Here is a 17,113-nt window from a genome sequence, read left to right as displayed (position 1 = left end):
CGCCCCAATGCAGTCTGTCGATCACCAGTCGACCAGGGTACTGTGCCGCGAAAGAGGGTGCCCGCCTACCTAGAAAAAATTTAGGTATTCGCTACAATAAGGTTGCAAATCGCCTACTTAACCGAGCTTGCCAATCGGATCGTCAAGGCTTGCAGGCGGTTCCGTGAACCACTTCGGGCCGCTGTCGGTCATATACAGGCAGTCCTCAAGCCGCACACCAAATTCATCGAAGATGTAGATGCCCGGCTCGTTGGAGAAACACATGCCGGTGGCAAGTGGTGTTTTTTCGCCATGGACAAAATTGACACTCTCATGCCCCTTCATGCCAATGCCGTGACCGGTGCGGTGGCTCAGGCCCGGTGTCTGGTAGCCGGGGCCATACCCAAGGCTTTCATAATAAGTGCGCACTGCATCATCCACCTTGCCCGCAGGCGTGCCTATTTGCGCCGTCTCGAAAGCAATCTCCTGGCCTTTGCGCACAGTGTCCCACACCTCGCGCTGGCGTTTTGACGGCTCACCAAACACAAAGGTGCGCGAGATGTCAGACTGGTAGCCCTCTACCGCGCAGCCGCAGTCCATCAACACGATGCCGCCTTCCGCCAGTGTTTGTGGTTGGCTGGTGCCATGCGGGTAGGCGCTGGCTTCATTGAGAAGCGCCATGTTCCAGATGCCGCTGCCACCAAGCGCGGCCTGTGCCGCGCCCATCAATGACGTGATATCGGAAGGCGCCATACCGGCCTCAAGCGTGCCCCAGACATGTTCATAAGCCTTCAGCGTCACCTCATTGGCTTTTTTCATCAGTGCCAGTTCCGCTTCGCTTTTATACATGCGGCAGCCAAGGGTAACGGGCAGCGCGCTGGTGATCTCAAATCCCGGTGCTGCGGCTTTCATGCCCTCAACCACAAAATAGCGCACGGTATCCTCGAACCCGATCTTGCCGCTTACGAGGCCCCGGTCCTTCAGTATACCTGCCACACGCTCAAACGGGCTTTCGTGTTCGTGCCATGTACGCACGTCGTCGCCAAAGCTCATGCTTTCGCGCACGCTGGGCTCTTCAAAAAACGGAGTGACAACCGCGATGTCACCTTCCGCTGGAATGACAACCGCAGTCAGCCGTTCGCTGCGCCACCAACTGATACCAGTAAAATAGAGCATCGCCGGGCCGGGCTCCAGCAGGATGGCGGCAAGGCCTTCATCCCGCATCAGTTTTTGCGCCCTTACGATACGAGCAAGACGCTCCTCCACCGTGATCGGTTTCACGTCTCCGGTAATAGGTTTGAACCCCGTCGCCGGCTTGGTGCTACCACTGGCGCCTGACGCGCGCGCGGCTGTCCCCGCGAGCGCCGTGCCCACCGCGGCACCAGCACCAAATTTCAGGAAATCACGTTTGGATAAAGTCATGCCCTCGCCTCCCTCTGGCTTTTGTTATTCGCCCTTATAAACCACGCCGTCTTTCATGACGAAAATCACTTTCTCCGTGACCGTGATGTCATCAAGCGGATTGCCCTTCACCGCTACGATGTCCGCCAGAAAACCTTCCTGCAACGCGCCAAGGTCGCTTTCCTGTTTCATCAGGGTCGCCGCATTGATGGTTGCCGCCTGCAGGGCCTGCATCGGTGTCATGCCAAATTCAACCATGCGGGAGAATTGTTTGGCGTTATCGCCGTGCGGGTAGATGGCCGCGTCGGTGCCCATGACCATTTTCACGCCGCCCTTCACCGCACGGGTAAAGCTTTCACGCTGGCGCTGAGACACCTGGCGTTCCTTGTTGATGTTTTCTTCCGGCACACCGTTTTCCGCGCCATAGGTCAGCGTATATTCGGTGTTGTAGATATCCATCGAGAAATAGGTGCCGAACTTCTTGGCCAGCGCCACTCCCTCGTCGTCCAGGAAGCTGACATGCTCAACCGAATCAACGCCCGCTACAATCGCCGCCTTAATACCGCTGGTGCCGTGCGCGTGCGCTGCAACCACAAGGCCGCGCTGGTGGCCTTCGTCCACGATCGCCTTCATTTCCTCAAGCGTATATTGCTGGATACCAACCTTGGTGCCCTTGGAGAACACACCACCTGTGGCGCAGAATTTAACGGCGTTGGCACCGTATTTGATATTCTCGCGCACCTTTTCGCGCGCGGCCCACGGGCCATCCGCCACACCGCCTGACACGGCCTGCATTTCAGGCGCGAGGAAATTATTGTCGCAGTGACCACCGGTGATGCCAAGCGCGTTCCCGGCTGAGAAAATGCGTGGCCCGACAATGTCGCCCGCGTTGATGCCGTCGCGCACGCCAATCACCGCATAGCCTTCATCGCCAAGGTCTCGCACGGTGGTGAAACCTGCCATCAGCGTTTTTTGGGCGTTCTTGACCGCGACAACCGTCTGGCGCGGCACCGAATATCCCATGGACATGTAAAATGGCGTTTCCGCGTCGCCAGAGAGGTGCACATGCATGTCCATGAAACCGGGCAGCAAGGTCATGCCGTCAAGGGCAATGACCTGCGCATCTTCCGCTGCGGTGAAGGTGCCCTGTTTGCCAATGGCGACGATACGGTCATCGCGCACCACAATCATCGGCTTTTCAACCCGCTTGCCTTTGACAACGTCAATCATTGCATCGGCGGTGATGACAATTTCCGCCGCAGAGGCTGGCGCCGCCATTCCCACTACCCCGGCAGCCACCAAGGCTACAGCCCAAAGCTTACGCATAAATATCCCCTTTTATGCCACAAAATCAGGCGGTGACCGTAGGCCGAAATCGGCATCATGTCCAATGCGATTATGTGTTGCAGTCTATGATGCAATGAACCCCGGACAGACGGCCTAGCGCGCGCAGTAACGCACAAAAGAAAACCGGCGGCACAGGGCCGCCTTGATGAGCAGGCGTGCAAACGTCCCTTTATACGTTAGAAAACAGGCAGTGAGCGCAGCCTGATTTCCCAGCCTTGTCCAATTGGACTTTCACGCGGACTGCGGCCTGTTTCTCTGTCTCACAGGGCGCCTTATTCGGGCAGGTGAGCGATGACCTTGATCTCCACATTGGCCTCCGGCATGAGGAGACTATCCACACCGATCGCGGTCCAGGCAGGATAGGGTTTGCGGATGAATTCATCCTTCACGGCGGTAAACTCAGGGAATTCCGGGCGCAGGTTGGTGTGGAATGTGGTGATATCCACGATGTCATCAAGGCTGGAACCAGCTTCCTCGAGGAGCGAGCCGATCGCCTGCCATGCCTGCCGGTAAGCTGCTTTCATATCGCCGTCACGCGGCACGCTTACCACGCCGGAGACATAAATCCGGCCGTCGATTTTCACCGCCGGTGCATAGTGCCAGTTCTCGTAGGCATTCTGCCACCCTTCAGGCACAATCACATCGGCACGGTCACGCGCACCCTCTGCCATGCCAGGCAGGCTCATTGCCAGCGCCAGTGCGGTGGCCAATACAAGTTTCACGCACCCTCTCCTGACACCGTTCAGACCGGCGCGGCAGCCGTGGCTGCCTTCTGGAACTCTTCCTGCGCGTGTTCAAACTGGCTGAGGGATTTTTCCACATAGGCCAGCACCTCATCGATGTACCCATCGGTCGAGGCAGACCACACGCGGTTGATATAGCGTTCCCCCGCCGCGAAACTGGACATCACGTCCGCATAGGACTGCAGGCCAAACAGGTGTTTCATGCTGTCGCGTGCATCGGCAAAATTGGTCAGGTCATCACGGAACAATTTGTCGATCTCGAACCGCATGTCGTATGTCGGCACCTTGTCCTTGCGGCCATCAAGCGCTTTCAGGTTGGTGACGATGTTAGCGAGGCTTTCCTCAAGTAGCACACGGTTGCGCGCCAGTTTGTCCGAAGACCGTGCCTCCGCACTTTCGGATCGCTTGATCAGCACCACGCCGATCACCCCCGCCAGCATCACCGGCAGGAAGCTTGGCCAATCCATCTCCGTTGGATGCAGGGATGCCAGGAACGCGCCCGCGAGGAACGCCAACACAACGATCAGATAAGCAATCTTTTTCATCTTGAAGCCCTCCCTTAATTGGCGCTGATGATGATGTTAACGGCGTAACCCACGCCTACAAGTGCCTCACCGACAATCAGGCCCGCCGCAATGGGAATGCCCTTGTTGTCGGACCACGCGTGGCCTGCCTTGCGGTCAGTAATTTCGCGCAGCAAGGTGCCGATGGAATAGGTCAGCACAATGTTGAACGGTAGGTAGAAACCAAGCCCCACCGTGATGCCAAGCCCGCCTTGAACGGCGGAGAGCAGCGCCCCCATCAAGGCCCCGGCGATATATTTCTCGGTCGGTACATCACCGCCCAGAATACCGTTCACCATGCTTGCCAGCGCTTGTCCTTGCGGGGCTGGCAACTTGTCTGAACCAAGGCCATAGGCATCATGCAGCACATAAATCAGCACGATGATCACCAAGGGCCCAAGCCATGCACCGGCAAACTGCCCGAGTTGCTGCATGCGCGGCGTAGCGCCGACAAGATAGCCTGTCTTCAGGTCAAGCATCAGGTCTGTTGCCTGGCTCATCGCCACGCATGTCGCGGCGCCCACAGTGACCGCCGCCACGATGGCCTGCATCTTGTCCATGCCGCCAAAGCTTTGCGTGATCACGATCAACAATGTGACCGCGACCAGCGTCATGCCCGACAACGGTGACCAGTTGGTCCGCCCAATGGCTTCCGAGAGAATGATGCCTGCCATCCATATCCAAAGCGTGCCGAGAACCGCCATCATCAGGCCACGCACGATACCCACCTGCTCAGCCGAGGTGATGGCCATGATGCCAAGCAACACTGCCGCACCCCCAATGGCGATATACAAAAGCTTGATCGGCATCTCGTCGCGGCTCATAGCGCTGTCCACCTTGGCGGAGGACTGCATGGACGACACGGCGGACCGGATAAGCGGAAAGGCAAACAGCACCCCGATCACCGCACCGCCAATCAGCATGCCGATACCCACGGGCCGGAACAGCAACGTGCGCAGAGGCCCAGGTTCATTCACCAGCACACCATTGACCACGGGGAACAGGTCGGTCGCCGACAACATGGGTGCCAGCACAAAGTAACAAACATAACCGCCAATGATAAAGGCCACGCCGCCACGCCCGGCGATGTAACCAACGCCGATGGTCATCAGCGACAGGTACCATGTGCCGTTCATATAGGCAGGCAGGCCAAGTTGCTCGAACAGCGGCCAGTTTTCCACGCCTGTTGCCAGACTGATGGCATGCAGGGCACCGGAAAGCAGCATGGCAATGACCAGCAATTTTGCTTTTTCAATGCCCGCCCCCGGTGACTTGAGGATGGTCGCCACGGCAACGCCGCCCGGATAGGTCAGGCGCTCAAAATCGATCATCTGTTTCCGAAGCGGGATGATGAAGGCGATACCAAGGAAGGCACCGGCGATGGCACCAAACGTCAGCACGTAGGGATTGAAGTCATTGCCAAAACCAAGAATGAAAATGGCCGGTACCGAAAACATCATGCCCGACGATGCGCCGTTGACCGCGCTGGCCACTGTCTGTGTAACGTTGTTCTCAACAATCGAGCGACGACGCAGGATGCCGCGCAGAATGCCAAAGCCAAGGATGGCGGCCAGTTCCGACCCTTCAATCGAGAAGCCGAGTTTCAGGGCCGCAAAGCCAATGGACATGGCAATGATAACGCCCAAAAAATAGCCTACGGCAATGGCGTAGGATGAAAGCTCAGGATATGCGCCGTGTGTTATCGGCCCCTGGCTAGCATGATTTTCTTGTGACACCTGTACCTCCCCCAAGGATTTGGATTGTTTTTCTTTTTTTGGCGGCATTTGCTCTAGCGCTTGCCAGTTTGTAAAAACCAGCCTAGCAGTATCCTTTGGGTTCAGTCTAGTCGATCCTGCCCAAAACGACCGTAGCATTTAGGTTTATACCGCATGTCCGATACCGGCCAAACCATCAGCCCTGAGTGGCTCAAGGACCGCCTGAAGCGCCACTTCAGCGAGCTTTCCCGGCTTGCCTTGCCTGCGGTGATGATGCGCATTGGTGTCATGGGCTTGTCGATGGTCGACACCGCCCTTGTCGGCCACTATGCGACCGAGCATCTGGCGTGGCTTAACCTAGCCAACCAGTCGGTGATCATGTTTGCCCTTGTGGTTGGCATTGGCCTTCTTGGCGGCATCACGGTGTATGTGGCGAACGCCATTGGCGAAGATAACCCCCGCGAGGCAGGGCGCGTATGGAGACGCAACCTGCCCTTCACGGTTATCGTGGGGTTCCTTATTCTTGCAGCCATCTGGCCCGCTGACTACTGGCTTGCGCTTCTTGGCCAGACGGACGAGAAAGCGCGGGAGGCAGGCCACCTTATCCGCATCCTTGCGGTCGGGGTGCCCGGGCACCTGCTGTTCCTCAACTCCACCATGTTCCTGGAGGGTATCAAGCGCGCCGAGGTCGGGTTTTACCTGATGCTGGGTGCAAATGTGATCAACCTTGTCCTCGACTATGTGCTCATCTTTGGCGCCTTCGGCTTCCCGGAAATGGGTGCCGCGGGGTCCGCATGGACGTCCACCGTTATCCGCTGGTGTCTTGCGGGCGCGGCCTTCACCTATGTCTGGTATGCGCCCAGCGTGCGAGGTTATGGCACCCGCAAACCCCACGGCCAGAAGTGGGCAGAATGGCGCGACCAGCGCCATATGGGGTATGCCAGCGCCGTCTCGCTGGCGGCGGAGGTGTTGGCCTTCTCCGCTCTTGCGGTCTTCGCGGGCTGGCTCGGTACCGTGCCGCTGGCGGCCCACGGTGTTGTCTATCAGGTGCTGGGAGTGCCGCTGATGATCTCCATCGGCATCGGTGTTGCCACCAGCGTACGCACAGGTATTGCCTATTCCCGCCGTGACCGGGCGGACACCGCCCTTGCCGGGCTGTCAGGCGTGGTGCTGAATTTTATCGTCACCGGCCTTTTTGCCCTTGGCATTTATGTCTATACCGGGCCGCTTCTGGGCATTTTCACCAAGGATGAACGCATCGTCGTGCTGTTACTGCCTTTCGCCATCGTCTACACCTTCGGCATGATATTTGACGCCGCGCAAATGGTGGCGTCCGCTGTGTTGCGCGGCTACCGCGAGACATGGTGGCCCACGGTGCTTCAGGGGTTCTCTTTCGCCTTTGTCATGCTGCCGGCCTGTTATGTGTTGGCGTTTCCCATGGGCCACGGCCTCCAGGGGTTGATGGAGGGCATGTTGATCGGCGTGGTGATTTCCTTTGCGCTGCAGATGGTACGTTTCTATCACCTGAGCCGCACCAAGCCGTAAGGCGACCTGGCCTCTAAAATCCACCCTGACAATGATTTGCGTTTCCATTCAAAAGCGCAGCGGCTATCCTCAATGCAACCAATAAGATTTTTCCGGGCACAAAGGCGCCTTAATTTTACCTTTTTGTCTGAGACAATAAAACAATGACACGACAGGACTTTGCGTCCGTTTTGGACGCATTTTTTGCAGGAGCTCGGGGACCTGTGTTGCACAAGAGACAGAAGATAAAGAACACGGCGGGGGCACTTACAGCTGCCACGCTGATGACCATCCCGTCAGGCGGCGCCAATGCGGACCGCTTCAGCATGGCGGACAGCTTCAACAATGCGCTTGAGGCCGTGCAGGATGGTATCGACCTTCTGCTGCCCGGTGACCTTGACAGCCAGGACGTCAAAGCCCGCATCGGCGTTGGTATTGGCTGGACCCCCGATTACGACGGGTCAAACAATTACCGCTTTCGCGCCATTCCGCTTATTGACATTCGCTACAAGGAAGTATGGCGGCTCAACGGCGGGAAATTCACCTATTCGGCCTATAAAAAAGACGACTTCGAAGCCGGGCCGCTGTTGAACCTGCATGGCGGTCGTGGCGAGGATACCAACAAGGCGCTTGCTGGCCTTGGCGACATTTCGACCACCATTGATGTGGGGGCCTTTGCGCGTTATTCGACCAAAAGCATGTTGATCAACGCCGAGATACGGCAAGCCCTTGGCGCTGCACAGGGCATGCAGATCCGCCTGACCGCAGGGCACGGCATCTTCAAGGCCGGTGATTTCGCCATGGGGGCCGGCATCCGCGCCAAATGGATGTCGGAAAAGGCCATGCAAACCAACTATGGCATTACACCGACGCAGTCAGCCAATTCAGCGCTGAACCTGCCCGCCTTTGATGCCGATGCCGGGTTCTCGGAAGTATCGCTGAACGTGATTGGTGCCTATAAGATAAACGAATCCGTTCGCCTGTTGGGGCTTGTCGCCCTCGGGCGCCTGTTCGGTAGCGCAGGTGACAGCCCGCTGTCAGGCGGCGGCTACGGTTCCGCGACGCAGTTGGTAAGCGGGGCGGGGCTGCAGTTCCAGTTCTGATCGCGCTCCTTTTTGGCCTATGGCAAGGGCGGACGTTCCGTGCTTTAATTAGCTGGAAGTTCAATAACGCCAAGGCCTTATGGTTGTGAAACGCGCCGCGCTTACCATTTTTCTCATGCTTGTTTTCACAAGCGGGATATCCGCACAAGCCATTGTGCTGCGTGCCGATGATGTGCTGCCGCGCCTGAAGGCCGTGCAGGTGGAGGCTTTTTTTGTCAATGGCGACCAGACATACGGTTTTGTTCAGACGCAAAACGGAGAGGCCGACCTCAAGCGCCTGATGCTACGCCTTGCAGCCCTTCGCCTCGTGGCCGAAGGCCTGCTTGACATGGACGAGCCAGTTGCAAAATTTCTACCAGACATGGTCAACGACTATCCCTTCAAGGTCGCGCTGACACTCCGGCATCTCCTGACCGGCACTGCGGGGTTTGCGACACCGCCAGGCGGCTTGATCCAACCCGACATCACCCTCCGGTCCTATACTATTGAATTGCGTACGCCGGGGCAGGTAGCCACAGATGACATTGTGGGCGACGCAGTTCTGGCCGCCTTGCTTGAACAGGCTTCAGGGAAACCGCTTGCCAATGTCTTCGACGCCCAACTGCACATCCCGCTGGGGCGTCCGCTGGCGCCTGCGCTGGGCCGGGTGCTGCTGCACAATGAAACAGCGGGCGGCCAGGCGTTTCTCACTCCTGAAATATACCGGCTCATCGCCGCTGAAAGCCTGTGGCGACTGCACCCCATGGGGCCACTGAAAAGTGCCGTGGGTGCCATCAAGGTCTCACACGGCCTGGCATGGCTTGAAGTTGCGCCGGGCATTATCGCCTTCCCGCGCGAAGGGGTGGTGTTCATGGCGCCGGGCATCCCGGGTGAGGCAAAACAGCGCTTCCACAACATCGTCATGCAGATCGCCCGCGAGAATTTCCCGCCCCACACCATCACTGGCCCGCGTGAGGAAGCCCGGCGCATGGTGCCCCCCACAGAGGTTGGCGGACGCTACACACGCTCGGACAAACCATCGGCATGGCTCCAGTCACGGGCGCGCACCATGGCGGCGGACTGGATGACCTTGAGCGAGGAAAATGACGGCAGCCTGACGCTCAGCCTCGCCCAAATACCGGACCGCGGGGGGGATGCCGCGCCACAGCCGTTTGACCGCAGTTTCCACGAGGTCGTGCCCTACCGCTATGAAAACAAGACCGGCGACGTGCTGACGCTCAGCCCCTACCGCATGGGTGGCTACGCCTATCTGGGGGATGCGCTTTACCGCTATACCGGCCCCCTGGGTCATATGGATTTTATCGCCAGCATCGCGCCCTGGGTGTTCGCCGCCCTTCTGACCGCCGCCTTTCATCTGAAAAGCCCGGTCGGGCGGCCTTGGCGGCGCATGGCGGCTTTCGCCCTCATCGGCACCGGGCTAATTGGCGGCGCACTGCTGGCCGAGTGGTATGCCTGGCCCGGTGTCATGTACGCGCTCGACCTGCCTATCCTTGTCACGCTGTGGCGTATCGGCCTGAACGTGGGGCTGATGTTGATACTGGCCATCCCCCTGCTGGCCATGTCATTTGTGCGGCGCGGGCTGATGCCGGAAAAAGGTGTTGCCATCCTGGTCGCCGGGCCGCATCTGGCGCTGCTCTCGTTCGCGGCGATGGCGCTTTTTCTCATCACCGTGGCCCTTGGCCTTGCCGGTGATTTCAGCGCGCTTTAGACCGCGCCTGGCCAAGCAAAAACCCGCTTGATTTCACACCGCTGCCACATTAGGGTCCCGCCCATGACAGATTGCTGCGCATATAAACGAATGGGATGGCGAATGATGTCCCCGGTTTCCATGGGAAGCCGGGACGTATCTGTTCGCATCATCACCAAATCGTTTATAGGAGCCGCGCGCCATGACCGCGCCTTTGGAAATTGCAAATCGCTTTGACATTCTTGTCGACCTGAAGCCCGACACGCTTGAGGCTGTTCTCGCCCATTTTGATGAAACCCCGTTTGACCGTTCGACCGTTCGCACAACCCGCCATGCCGATGGCACATTGGTGGTGAAAGTGATCGTCAAGCGCTTGGCCGAAGACAGGGCCCGTGCTATCCACGATGCCTTGAAGAAAAACGACCGGGTGTTTGACGCCCGGCTGGAACATTTCTGGCCCTGACGGACTGGGAATAACATCCGGGGGCGGCATATGGATAATTTTCACCTTCATACAGAAGGCATCAACACCCGACTGACCGAGCTTGCAGGCAGTGACCCACATGTGGCCAGCGCGGTCAAGCTTGTCGGCATTCCGGCGGCGCGTCCTGGCGAACAGGGTTTCCACACCTTCATGCGGGTGATTGTCGGCCAGCAGCTTTCCGTCAAGGCCGCCGCCACCATCCGTGACCGGGTGGAAGCGCTGGTAGGCCCCGGCGCGGGGCCGGCGGATTATGCCCGCGTATCAGACGAAGCGCTGCGCGGCGCTGGCCTGAGCCGCCAGAAAATATCCTACGCACGATCCTTGTGCGAGGTGGTTGAAAACGGCACGCTCGATATCGCGGCGCTGCCCACCATGTCGGACGAAGACGCCATCCGCGCCATCACGGCAGTCAAGGGCCTTGGCGTCTGGTCGGCACATATGTATCTGATGTTCTCGCTCGGTCGGGCAGACATCTGGCCGGTAGGTGATCTTGCGGTCCGCGTCGGCGTGGGCCGCATTGTCGGGCTTGACGACCGCCCGAGTGAGAAACAGTGTGAAGAGATCGGGGAGCGCTGGCGCCCCCACCGCAGCGTCATGGCCCTTCTCGCCTGGCATTATTATTCAAACGCGCCCGCGATCTGACGCGCGGGCAGGACCGAGGAACAGTTCATGAGCGACTTCAGGATTTTGACCGGCACCGTCGCCGTCTCACCGCAGATTACCACAGCCGATATTGACGAGGCAGCGGAGGCCGGCGTGACGCTGATCATCAACAACCGCCCGGACGGCGAAGAAGCCGGCCAGCCAACCAATGACGAGCTGAAAGCCTACGCCAAAACCAAGGGCATCAAGTGGCAGCATATCCCGGTGGCCGGGGGCGCGTTGTCGTTTGAGCCCGTAGGCCAGATGGCGGAGTGCATCTTCAGTGCCGAGGGGCCGATCCTCGCCTTCTGCCGGTCGGGCACCCGGTCCTGCACCTTGTGGGCGCTGGCGCAGAACCTGTCGGACGACTATAGCGTTGAAGAGATTATCGGCGCGGCGTCGGATGTCGGTTATGACCTCTCACACATGGCAGGCACACTTGAGGAATTGAGGAAGCAGCACGCCAGCAACGATTCCGATGGCGATTCTGGCACCGGTCAAGATTGACACACCCGGTTATCCGGCAATGCTGGCGACCGTGGCACCGTCTTCCCCGTCCCAATAGGTGACGGTGTCTTTGTTGGTATCCTCAAGCAGGAAACGACCGTCAAGCTCCGGTGTGGTGCGTATACCGGTCTTGCCGCTATCCGGGTAGCCTACTACCTCCGGCAACTGTTTGGTAGAGATCGCAAGATACACAAGATCCGCGTCGCCCGTGTTGATCATCTGGTGGGCATGTTCCGGGCCGCCAGGCGCGCTGTAGATATAATCCCCCGGTTTAATGGCATGGACTTGCGCCCCGATACGTACCTTTCCCACGCCCGACAGCACATAAAAATGTTCCTCATTGGCATAATGATGGTGCAACGGGAACGCCGCCTTGCCCGGCGGCACCGTGGTGACATTGGCACCAATCTGTTGCGCCCCCACGGCAGCGGCGAGATGGCTCATGCTGGCTTCAAAATATTCGCCGTCCGCAACCCTTGTGGTCTCAGCATCGGCTTTGTTAATGATCGGTTTCATCGTTTTGGCCCTTTTCATATGTTATTCCGCATGCGGAACAATAATAAAAGCTGGATACTCGAAACTCACCGAACCCCTTTCCCAATCAGCCGGTTGGGAAACGTATCACGCCAATCCAAAAGCCATCAGGATGAAAACATATTCTTCCGCCACTTCATGAAACCGTTCAAAACGGCCTGACTTGCCACCATGGCCCGCGCCCATGTTGATCTTCATCAACAAGAGATTGTCGTCCGTTTTGGTCGCCCGCAATTTGGCAGTCCACTTGGCCGGTTCCCAATAGGTCACGCGCGGGTCGTTCAGCCCACCGGTGACCAGCATGGGCGGGTAATCCTTCGCCTCAATGTTCGAATAGGGGCAATAGGCCGCGATGGTCTCATATGCCGCCTTGTCCTCCAGCGGGTTGCCCCATTCCGGCCACTCAATGGGCGTCAGCGGCAGGTCGGCATCCAGCATGGTGTTGAGCACATCGACAAATGGTACATGCAGCACGGCGGCTGTAAACAGCTCCGGCGCCTGGTTGACCACCGCGCCCATCAGCTCGCCGCCCGCGCTGCCACCCGAGATGGAGATACCGCCCTTCGCCGCGTATCCGTCATCGGTAAGGAAGCGGGCCACGTCGACAAAGTCATTGAAGGTGTTGGTGCGTTTTTCAAGCTTGCCGTCTTCGTACCAGCCGTAGCCCAATTCGTCACCGCCCCGAATATGCGCGATAGCATAAGCAAAACCCCGGTCGAGAAGCGACAGGCGCGCAGCGGAAAAAGACGGGCTCATGCCAAGGCCGTACGCCCCGTAACCATAGAGATGCAGCGGCGCACCCGTGCCCTTCTTCCAGTCCTTCCGGTAGACAATGCTGACCGGCACCATCACGCCGTCGCGCGCTGCCACCATCAGGCGTTCTGACGCATAAGCCGTGCGGTCGTAGCCTGATGGAATTTCCTGTTCCTTGCGGCGGATTAATTCACATGTGGCAAGGTCATAGTCAAACACCGTGGGTGGGGTGACAAGGCTTGAGTAACCAAGCCGGATATGGTCCGGCACATATTCCGCATTGGTGCCAAGGCCAACCTCATAAACAGGTTCCGGAAACTCAATATAGCTGTCGCCACCATCTGCCGTCAGCAGGCGGATCTGGTCCAGCCCGTCCTTGCGTTCCTCAATAGCCAAGAGGCCCTGAAACGCCTGCATTCCTGTGAGATAATGGCGGTCATCGCCTGCCAGCACCAGTTGCCATTTGTCTTCCTGCATGTCGCCGTCATCGGCGCGGTAAACGCAGAAATTTTTATGGGCGCGGTTGGAACGGAAATAAAAACCCTCATTGCCATGCTCGACCGTATAGTCGTGCCCGGCCCGGCGCGGCACCACGACGGCTGGCGTGCCCTCGGGCGTATTCAGCTTCAGGATGTGGTTTTCCGCCGTCACATGGTCGGCACTGCGGATGGTCAAATACTGACGGTCGCTGGTGCGGCTGATATGAACAAAAAAACTGCTGTCTTTTTCCTCAAACACCACGCGGTCTTCGGCCTGCCCCAGTGTGTGGAACCACACCTTGTAGGGCCGCCATTCCTTAGAGACCTCAACATAAAAGAAGCCGCTGCTGTCTGCTGCCCAGATGATCTCACCCGAGGTCTCCGTGATCTCGTCCTTGAGCAGTTTACCGCTGTCCAGCTCACGCACCTGTAGGGTAAAACGCTCAGAGCCGTTTTTATCCGCGCTATAGGCGAGGTAGCGCCCGCAAGGGCTGACGCTGAGGCCACCGAGGCGGTAAAACTCCGCGCCTTCGGCTTCTGTCACCTCATCAAGCAGCACGTCCCAATCATCCGCGCCCACGGGCCTTCTGTACCATGTGCGGTACTCCGCGCCCTTGGCGAATGCCCAGCGGTATTCGAAGGCGCCATTTTTCCACGGTACACTTTCATCATCTTCTTTCTGACGACCCTTGATCTCTTCAAACACCGCATCCAGCAATTTTTCCTGCGGTTTCATCACCGCTTTGAAATAGCTGTTTTCCTCGGTCAGATAGCCGAGGATTTCCTCGTCCTTCACTTCAGGGTAGCCCCGGTCCTTCAGCCAGAAATAGGGGTCTGTGATCGTAAAGCCATGATGACTTGCGCTATAGTCTTTGGTGTTGGCCATAGGGGCTTTGGGGCTTGCGGGTGTTTTCAGCATACAGTGAGGTCCGTCCTTTTATTGATGCCCTAGCTCTAGGGGGCAGGGAGAAGCCTGTAAAGGGCTTACATTCTTGCTGCACCGCGTCAACGCTGCCCCTTGTCAAAAGGGGGGTGGCCTGCCATGTAGACGCCAGAATATATGTGTATGAGTAAGCTGAAATCCAAGGAGACGATACCGTGAGTGAGCACAAGGACCGCCTGAACGCCCTGCGCGCCGAGCTGAAATCCCGCAAGCTGGACGGCTTTGTGTTGCCGCTGACGGATGAACATATGAGCGAATATGTCGGCGCTTACGCGGGCCGTCTCGACTATATCACCGGTTTCACCGGGTCTGCGGGCAATGGTGTGGTGCTGCTGGATAAGGCGGCGGTGTTCATTGACGGGCGTTACACCATTCAGGCCGCAGCCGAGTTGGACCCGGCCTTGTTTGAACATCACCTGTTCACCAAACTGCCGCTTCTCAAATGGACGACCGACAACCTGCCAAAAGGTGCGCGGCTTGGCTATGACCCCGAGCTTGCCACCGTGGGCTGGGAAGACGCCGCACGCAAAGCCTGCGCACGCAAAGGCATTGAGCTGGTAGCCGTGGACGGTAACCCGGTTGACGCTGTCTGGACGGACCAACCGTCCGAGCCGATGGCTCCTGCGGTGGCGCATGACAGCAAATATGCCGGGCAAGACGCGCGCGACAAACGCACCAAGGTGGCCGCTGAGCTGAAAGAGGCGGGCGCTGACGCTGCCGTCATCACCATGCTGGACAGCGTGGCCTGGGCCTTCAATATCCGCGGCAAGGACGTAATGAACACGCCCGTCACCCACGCCTTCGCCATCATGAACGCCGATGAAACCGCCACGCTTTTCATCAATGAGCAGAAGGTATCGTCCGAACTGAAGCAGCATCTGGGCAACAGCGTGCAGGTTGAACCACGCGAAGCCTTTTATGAAACACTGGCAACCCTGGGCGCGGATGGCAAAGCCGTGCTGGTGGACCCGGCAACCAACAACGCCAAGGTGTTCAAAACGCTGCGCGACGCGGGCGCCAAGCTGGTGGAGGGTGCGGACCCCTGCATCCTGCCGAAGGCTGTGAAAAACACCACCGAACAGCAAGGTGCGCGCGACTGTCATATCCGCGACGGTGCCGCCGTATCTGAATTCCTGCACTGGATCTCTGTCGAGGCGCCCAAGGGTACGGTGGACGAACTCAAGGCCGTGCAAAAGCTGTGGGAGTGCCGTGAAAGCCATGGTGGCCTGAAGGACAAAAGCTTCGACACCATCTCGGGCGCGGGGCCGAACGGCGCGATTGTGCACTACCGCGCGACGAAGAAAACCAACCGCCCGCTCAAGATGGATGAGATTTTCCTCGTCGACAGCGGCGGGCAGTATCTGGACGGCACGACCGATATCACCCGCACGGTGATTGTGGGCACACCAACGGCCGAGATGAAAGACCGCTTCACGCGCGTGCTGAAGGGCCATATCGCGCTCTCAACCGTACGCTTCCCCGCGGGTACGCCGGGCATGGCGCTTGACGCAATGGCACGCCGCCCCTTGTGGGCCATCGGCTGCGACTATGACCACGGCACCGGACATGGTGTGGGTTCGTTCCTTGCCGTGCACGAAGGGCCACAGCGTATCGCCAAATATTCGAGCGATATCTGGCTTGAGCCGGGCATGATCCTCTCGAACGAGCCAGGCTACTACAAGGAAGGTGAATACGGCATCCGTATTGAGAACCTTATTCTCGTCAAGAAGGTAGACGAAGATACCGAACGTGAGGTGTTCGAATTTGAAAACCTCACCTGGGTACCGATCGACCGCAATCTGATTGAACCGACACTGCTTGACGATGTGGAACTGAAGTGGCTGAACGATTATCACGCCAGGGTTTTTGAACTTGTCAGCCCGCACGTGGACGATGCCACACGCGACTGGCTTCAGGTACAAACGGCCCCGATCATGGTGATGTAAGGGCTGTCACCGGAAAGGGATAGCTTGCCTGACAAACCTCATAAAGCGCGCCACCTTGTCCTGCCCCCGAACACCGGGGGCCGGGACTTCCTGCTGGGTGACCTGCACGGCTGTGTCGGGGCGCTGGAAGATGCCATGATCCGGGTGGGCTTTGACCACCACCGGGACCGCGTTATCGCCGTTGGCGATCTGATCGATCGGGGCCCACGTTCCCATGACGCGCTGAAACTGGTGCGTGAACCGTGGTTTTTCTCCACCCTTGGCAACCATGAAATCATGATGCTGGAGGCCGGTGACCGCCGCACCCGCATGATGTGGCAACAGAACGGCGGCGAATGGTTCTACACGTTGCCGCACGCGGAGCAGGCCGTCTGCATCGCCATTGCCGAAGCGCTGCCGTATGCCATTACGCTTGAGCGCGAAGAAGGTGGCTCGGTTGGTATTTGCCACGCAGAATGGCCCGGCGACAACTGGGACGAGGTTGAAGACATGCTGGAGGTGCCGTGGATCAGGCACCAGATGTTATGGGGCCGGACCGTGCTGTTGAAGCACAAGACCACGGAAGACCCGGGGGCCGCGCTGACTGTGCATGGTCATACGCCGCTGAAGGCGGCCACCCGGCTGGGCAGCGCGCTGTTCATCGATACCGGCTGTGTGCACGGTGGCCAACTGACCTTCATCGAAGTGTCAGCGGCACTCAGGCACCCGCAACTGGGCCGCAATATCGTGCAGCTTTATTGAGGAGAGAGGCTAGGCCGTGCCG

Annotated in this window: 15 protein-coding genes; 8 read left to right on the top strand and 7 right to left on the bottom strand. The window is 58.5% G+C overall.

Features of this window, described 5'->3' with window-relative positions; translation table 11 throughout:
• Nucleotides 1–117: 117 nt before the first annotated feature.
• The 5 genes from OEU85_RS17875 to OEU85_RS17855 all read right to left on the bottom strand — a co-directional run bounded on the left by OEU85_RS17875 (nucleotide 118) and on the right by OEU85_RS17855 (nucleotide 5,769).
• Nucleotides 118–1,401, bottom strand: a complete 1,284-nt coding sequence (locus OEU85_RS17875) for a M24 family metallopeptidase (RefSeq protein WP_262692894.1) — start codon at nucleotides 1,399–1,401, stop codon at nucleotides 118–120.
• Nucleotides 1,402–1,425: 24 nt separating this feature from the next.
• A complete protein-coding gene (locus OEU85_RS17870; RefSeq protein ID WP_262692893.1) occupies nucleotides 1,426–2,706 on the bottom strand; it encodes a Xaa-Pro dipeptidase in 1,281 nt (426 codons plus the stop codon).
• A 293-nt stretch (nucleotides 2,707–2,999) separates the two neighbouring features.
• Nucleotides 3,000–3,449 carry a RidA family protein gene (locus OEU85_RS17865; RefSeq protein ID WP_262692892.1) on the bottom strand — a complete coding sequence of 150 codons (450 nt, stop codon included), beginning with the start codon at nucleotides 3,447–3,449 and terminating at the stop codon, nucleotides 3,000–3,002.
• A gap of 20 nt (nucleotides 3,450–3,469) precedes the next feature.
• Complete coding sequence (locus tag OEU85_RS17860) at nucleotides 3,470–4,015, bottom strand: hypothetical protein (protein WP_262692891.1); 546 nt, start codon at nucleotides 4,013–4,015, stop codon at nucleotides 3,470–3,472.
• Between the two features lie 14 nt (nucleotides 4,016–4,029).
• The gene (locus OEU85_RS17855) at nucleotides 4,030–5,769 is read right to left on the bottom strand and encodes an OPT family oligopeptide transporter (RefSeq protein ID WP_262692890.1); all 1,740 of its coding nucleotides are present in this window, start codon (nucleotides 5,767–5,769) and stop codon (nucleotides 4,030–4,032) included.
• A gap of 153 nt (nucleotides 5,770–5,922) precedes the next feature.
• Here OEU85_RS17855 and OEU85_RS17850 point away from each other — a divergent pair, with 153 nt between their 5' ends.
• The 6 genes from OEU85_RS17850 (at nucleotide 5,923) to OEU85_RS17825 (ending at nucleotide 11,695) form a co-directional block, all read left to right on the top strand.
• On the top strand, nucleotides 5,923–7,293 hold the full coding sequence (locus OEU85_RS17850; RefSeq protein WP_262692889.1) for an MATE family efflux transporter: 1,371 nt from the start codon (nucleotides 5,923–5,925) through the stop codon (nucleotides 7,291–7,293).
• Between the two features lie 203 nt (nucleotides 7,294–7,496).
• Complete coding sequence (locus tag OEU85_RS17845; protein WP_262692888.1) at nucleotides 7,497–8,375, top strand: MipA/OmpV family protein; 879 nt, start codon at nucleotides 7,497–7,499, stop codon at nucleotides 8,373–8,375.
• 79 nt (nucleotides 8,376–8,454) lie between these two features.
• Complete coding sequence (locus OEU85_RS17840) at nucleotides 8,455–10,083, top strand: serine hydrolase (RefSeq protein WP_262692887.1); 1,629 nt, start codon at nucleotides 8,455–8,457, stop codon at nucleotides 10,081–10,083.
• A gap of 181 nt (nucleotides 10,084–10,264) precedes the next feature.
• Nucleotides 10,265–10,525 carry a hypothetical protein gene (locus OEU85_RS17835; protein WP_262692886.1) on the top strand — a complete coding sequence of 87 codons (261 nt, stop codon included), beginning with the start codon at nucleotides 10,265–10,267 and terminating at the stop codon, nucleotides 10,523–10,525.
• Between the two features lie 30 nt (nucleotides 10,526–10,555).
• Nucleotides 10,556–11,188, top strand: a complete 633-nt coding sequence (locus OEU85_RS17830) for a DNA-3-methyladenine glycosylase family protein (RefSeq protein WP_262692885.1) — start codon at nucleotides 10,556–10,558, stop codon at nucleotides 11,186–11,188.
• A gap of 27 nt (nucleotides 11,189–11,215) precedes the next feature.
• Nucleotides 11,216–11,695: a TIGR01244 family sulfur transferase gene (locus OEU85_RS17825; RefSeq protein WP_262692884.1), complete on the top strand. Its 480-nt coding sequence runs from the start codon at nucleotides 11,216–11,218 to the stop codon at nucleotides 11,693–11,695.
• Between the two features lie 9 nt (nucleotides 11,696–11,704).
• Here the strand turns inward: OEU85_RS17825 and OEU85_RS17820 are convergent, their stop codons facing one another.
• Together OEU85_RS17820 and OEU85_RS17815 are read right to left on the bottom strand one after the other, a co-directional pair.
• Nucleotides 11,705–12,211, bottom strand: a complete 507-nt coding sequence (locus tag OEU85_RS17820) for a cupin domain-containing protein (RefSeq protein ID WP_262692883.1) — start codon at nucleotides 12,209–12,211, stop codon at nucleotides 11,705–11,707.
• 105 nt (nucleotides 12,212–12,316) lie between these two features.
• Nucleotides 12,317–14,380: a S9 family peptidase gene (locus OEU85_RS17815; RefSeq protein WP_262692882.1), complete on the bottom strand. Its 2,064-nt coding sequence runs from the start codon at nucleotides 14,378–14,380 to the stop codon at nucleotides 12,317–12,319.
• Nucleotides 14,381–14,559: 179 nt separating this feature from the next.
• Here OEU85_RS17815 and OEU85_RS17810 point away from each other — a divergent pair, with 179 nt between their 5' ends.
• Together OEU85_RS17810 and OEU85_RS17805 are read left to right on the top strand one after the other, a co-directional pair.
• Nucleotides 14,560–16,350 carry an aminopeptidase P family protein gene (locus OEU85_RS17810; RefSeq protein ID WP_262692881.1) on the top strand — a complete coding sequence of 597 codons (1,791 nt, stop codon included), beginning with the start codon at nucleotides 14,560–14,562 and terminating at the stop codon, nucleotides 16,348–16,350.
• A gap of 24 nt (nucleotides 16,351–16,374) precedes the next feature.
• Nucleotides 16,375–17,091: a metallophosphoesterase gene (locus OEU85_RS17805; protein WP_262692880.1), complete on the top strand. Its 717-nt coding sequence runs from the start codon at nucleotides 16,375–16,377 to the stop codon at nucleotides 17,089–17,091.
• The last annotated feature ends 22 nt before the right edge of the window (nucleotides 17,092–17,113 follow it).

Source organism: Kordiimonas aestuarii, from assembly GCF_025574465.1.
GTDB lineage: Bacteria > Pseudomonadota > Alphaproteobacteria > Sphingomonadales > Kordiimonadaceae > Kordiimonas > Kordiimonas aestuarii.
This window is presented reverse-complemented; position numbering and strand designations above follow the sequence as displayed.

Excerpts from the sequence above, each read along its gene's own strand:
- OEU85_RS17875 (WP_262692894.1), bottom strand. The coding sequence starts at position 1,401 with ATGACTTTATCCAAACGTGATTTCCTGAAATTTGGTGCTGGTGCCGCG.
- OEU85_RS17870 (WP_262692893.1), bottom strand. The coding sequence starts at position 2,706 with ATGCGTAAGCTTTGGGCTGTAGCCTTGGTGGCTGCCGGGGTAGTGGGA.
- OEU85_RS17860 (WP_262692891.1), bottom strand. The coding sequence starts at position 4,015 with ATGAAAAAGATTGCTTATCTGATCGTTGTGTTGGCGTTCCTCGCGGGC.
- OEU85_RS17850 (WP_262692889.1), top strand. The coding sequence starts at position 5,923 with ATGTCCGATACCGGCCAAACCATCAGCCCTGAGTGGCTCAAGGACCGC.
- OEU85_RS17840 (WP_262692887.1), top strand. The coding sequence starts at position 8,455 with ATGGTTGTGAAACGCGCCGCGCTTACCATTTTTCTCATGCTTGTTTTC.
- OEU85_RS17835 (WP_262692886.1), top strand. The coding sequence starts at position 10,265 with ATGACCGCGCCTTTGGAAATTGCAAATCGCTTTGACATTCTTGTCGAC.
- OEU85_RS17830 (WP_262692885.1), top strand. The coding sequence starts at position 10,556 with ATGGATAATTTTCACCTTCATACAGAAGGCATCAACACCCGACTGACC.
- OEU85_RS17825 (WP_262692884.1), top strand. The coding sequence starts at position 11,216 with ATGAGCGACTTCAGGATTTTGACCGGCACCGTCGCCGTCTCACCGCAG.
- OEU85_RS17820 (WP_262692883.1), bottom strand. The coding sequence starts at position 12,211 with ATGAAACCGATCATTAACAAAGCCGATGCTGAGACCACAAGGGTTGCG.
- OEU85_RS17815 (WP_262692882.1), bottom strand. The coding sequence starts at position 14,380 with ATGCTGAAAACACCCGCAAGCCCCAAAGCCCCTATGGCCAACACCAAA.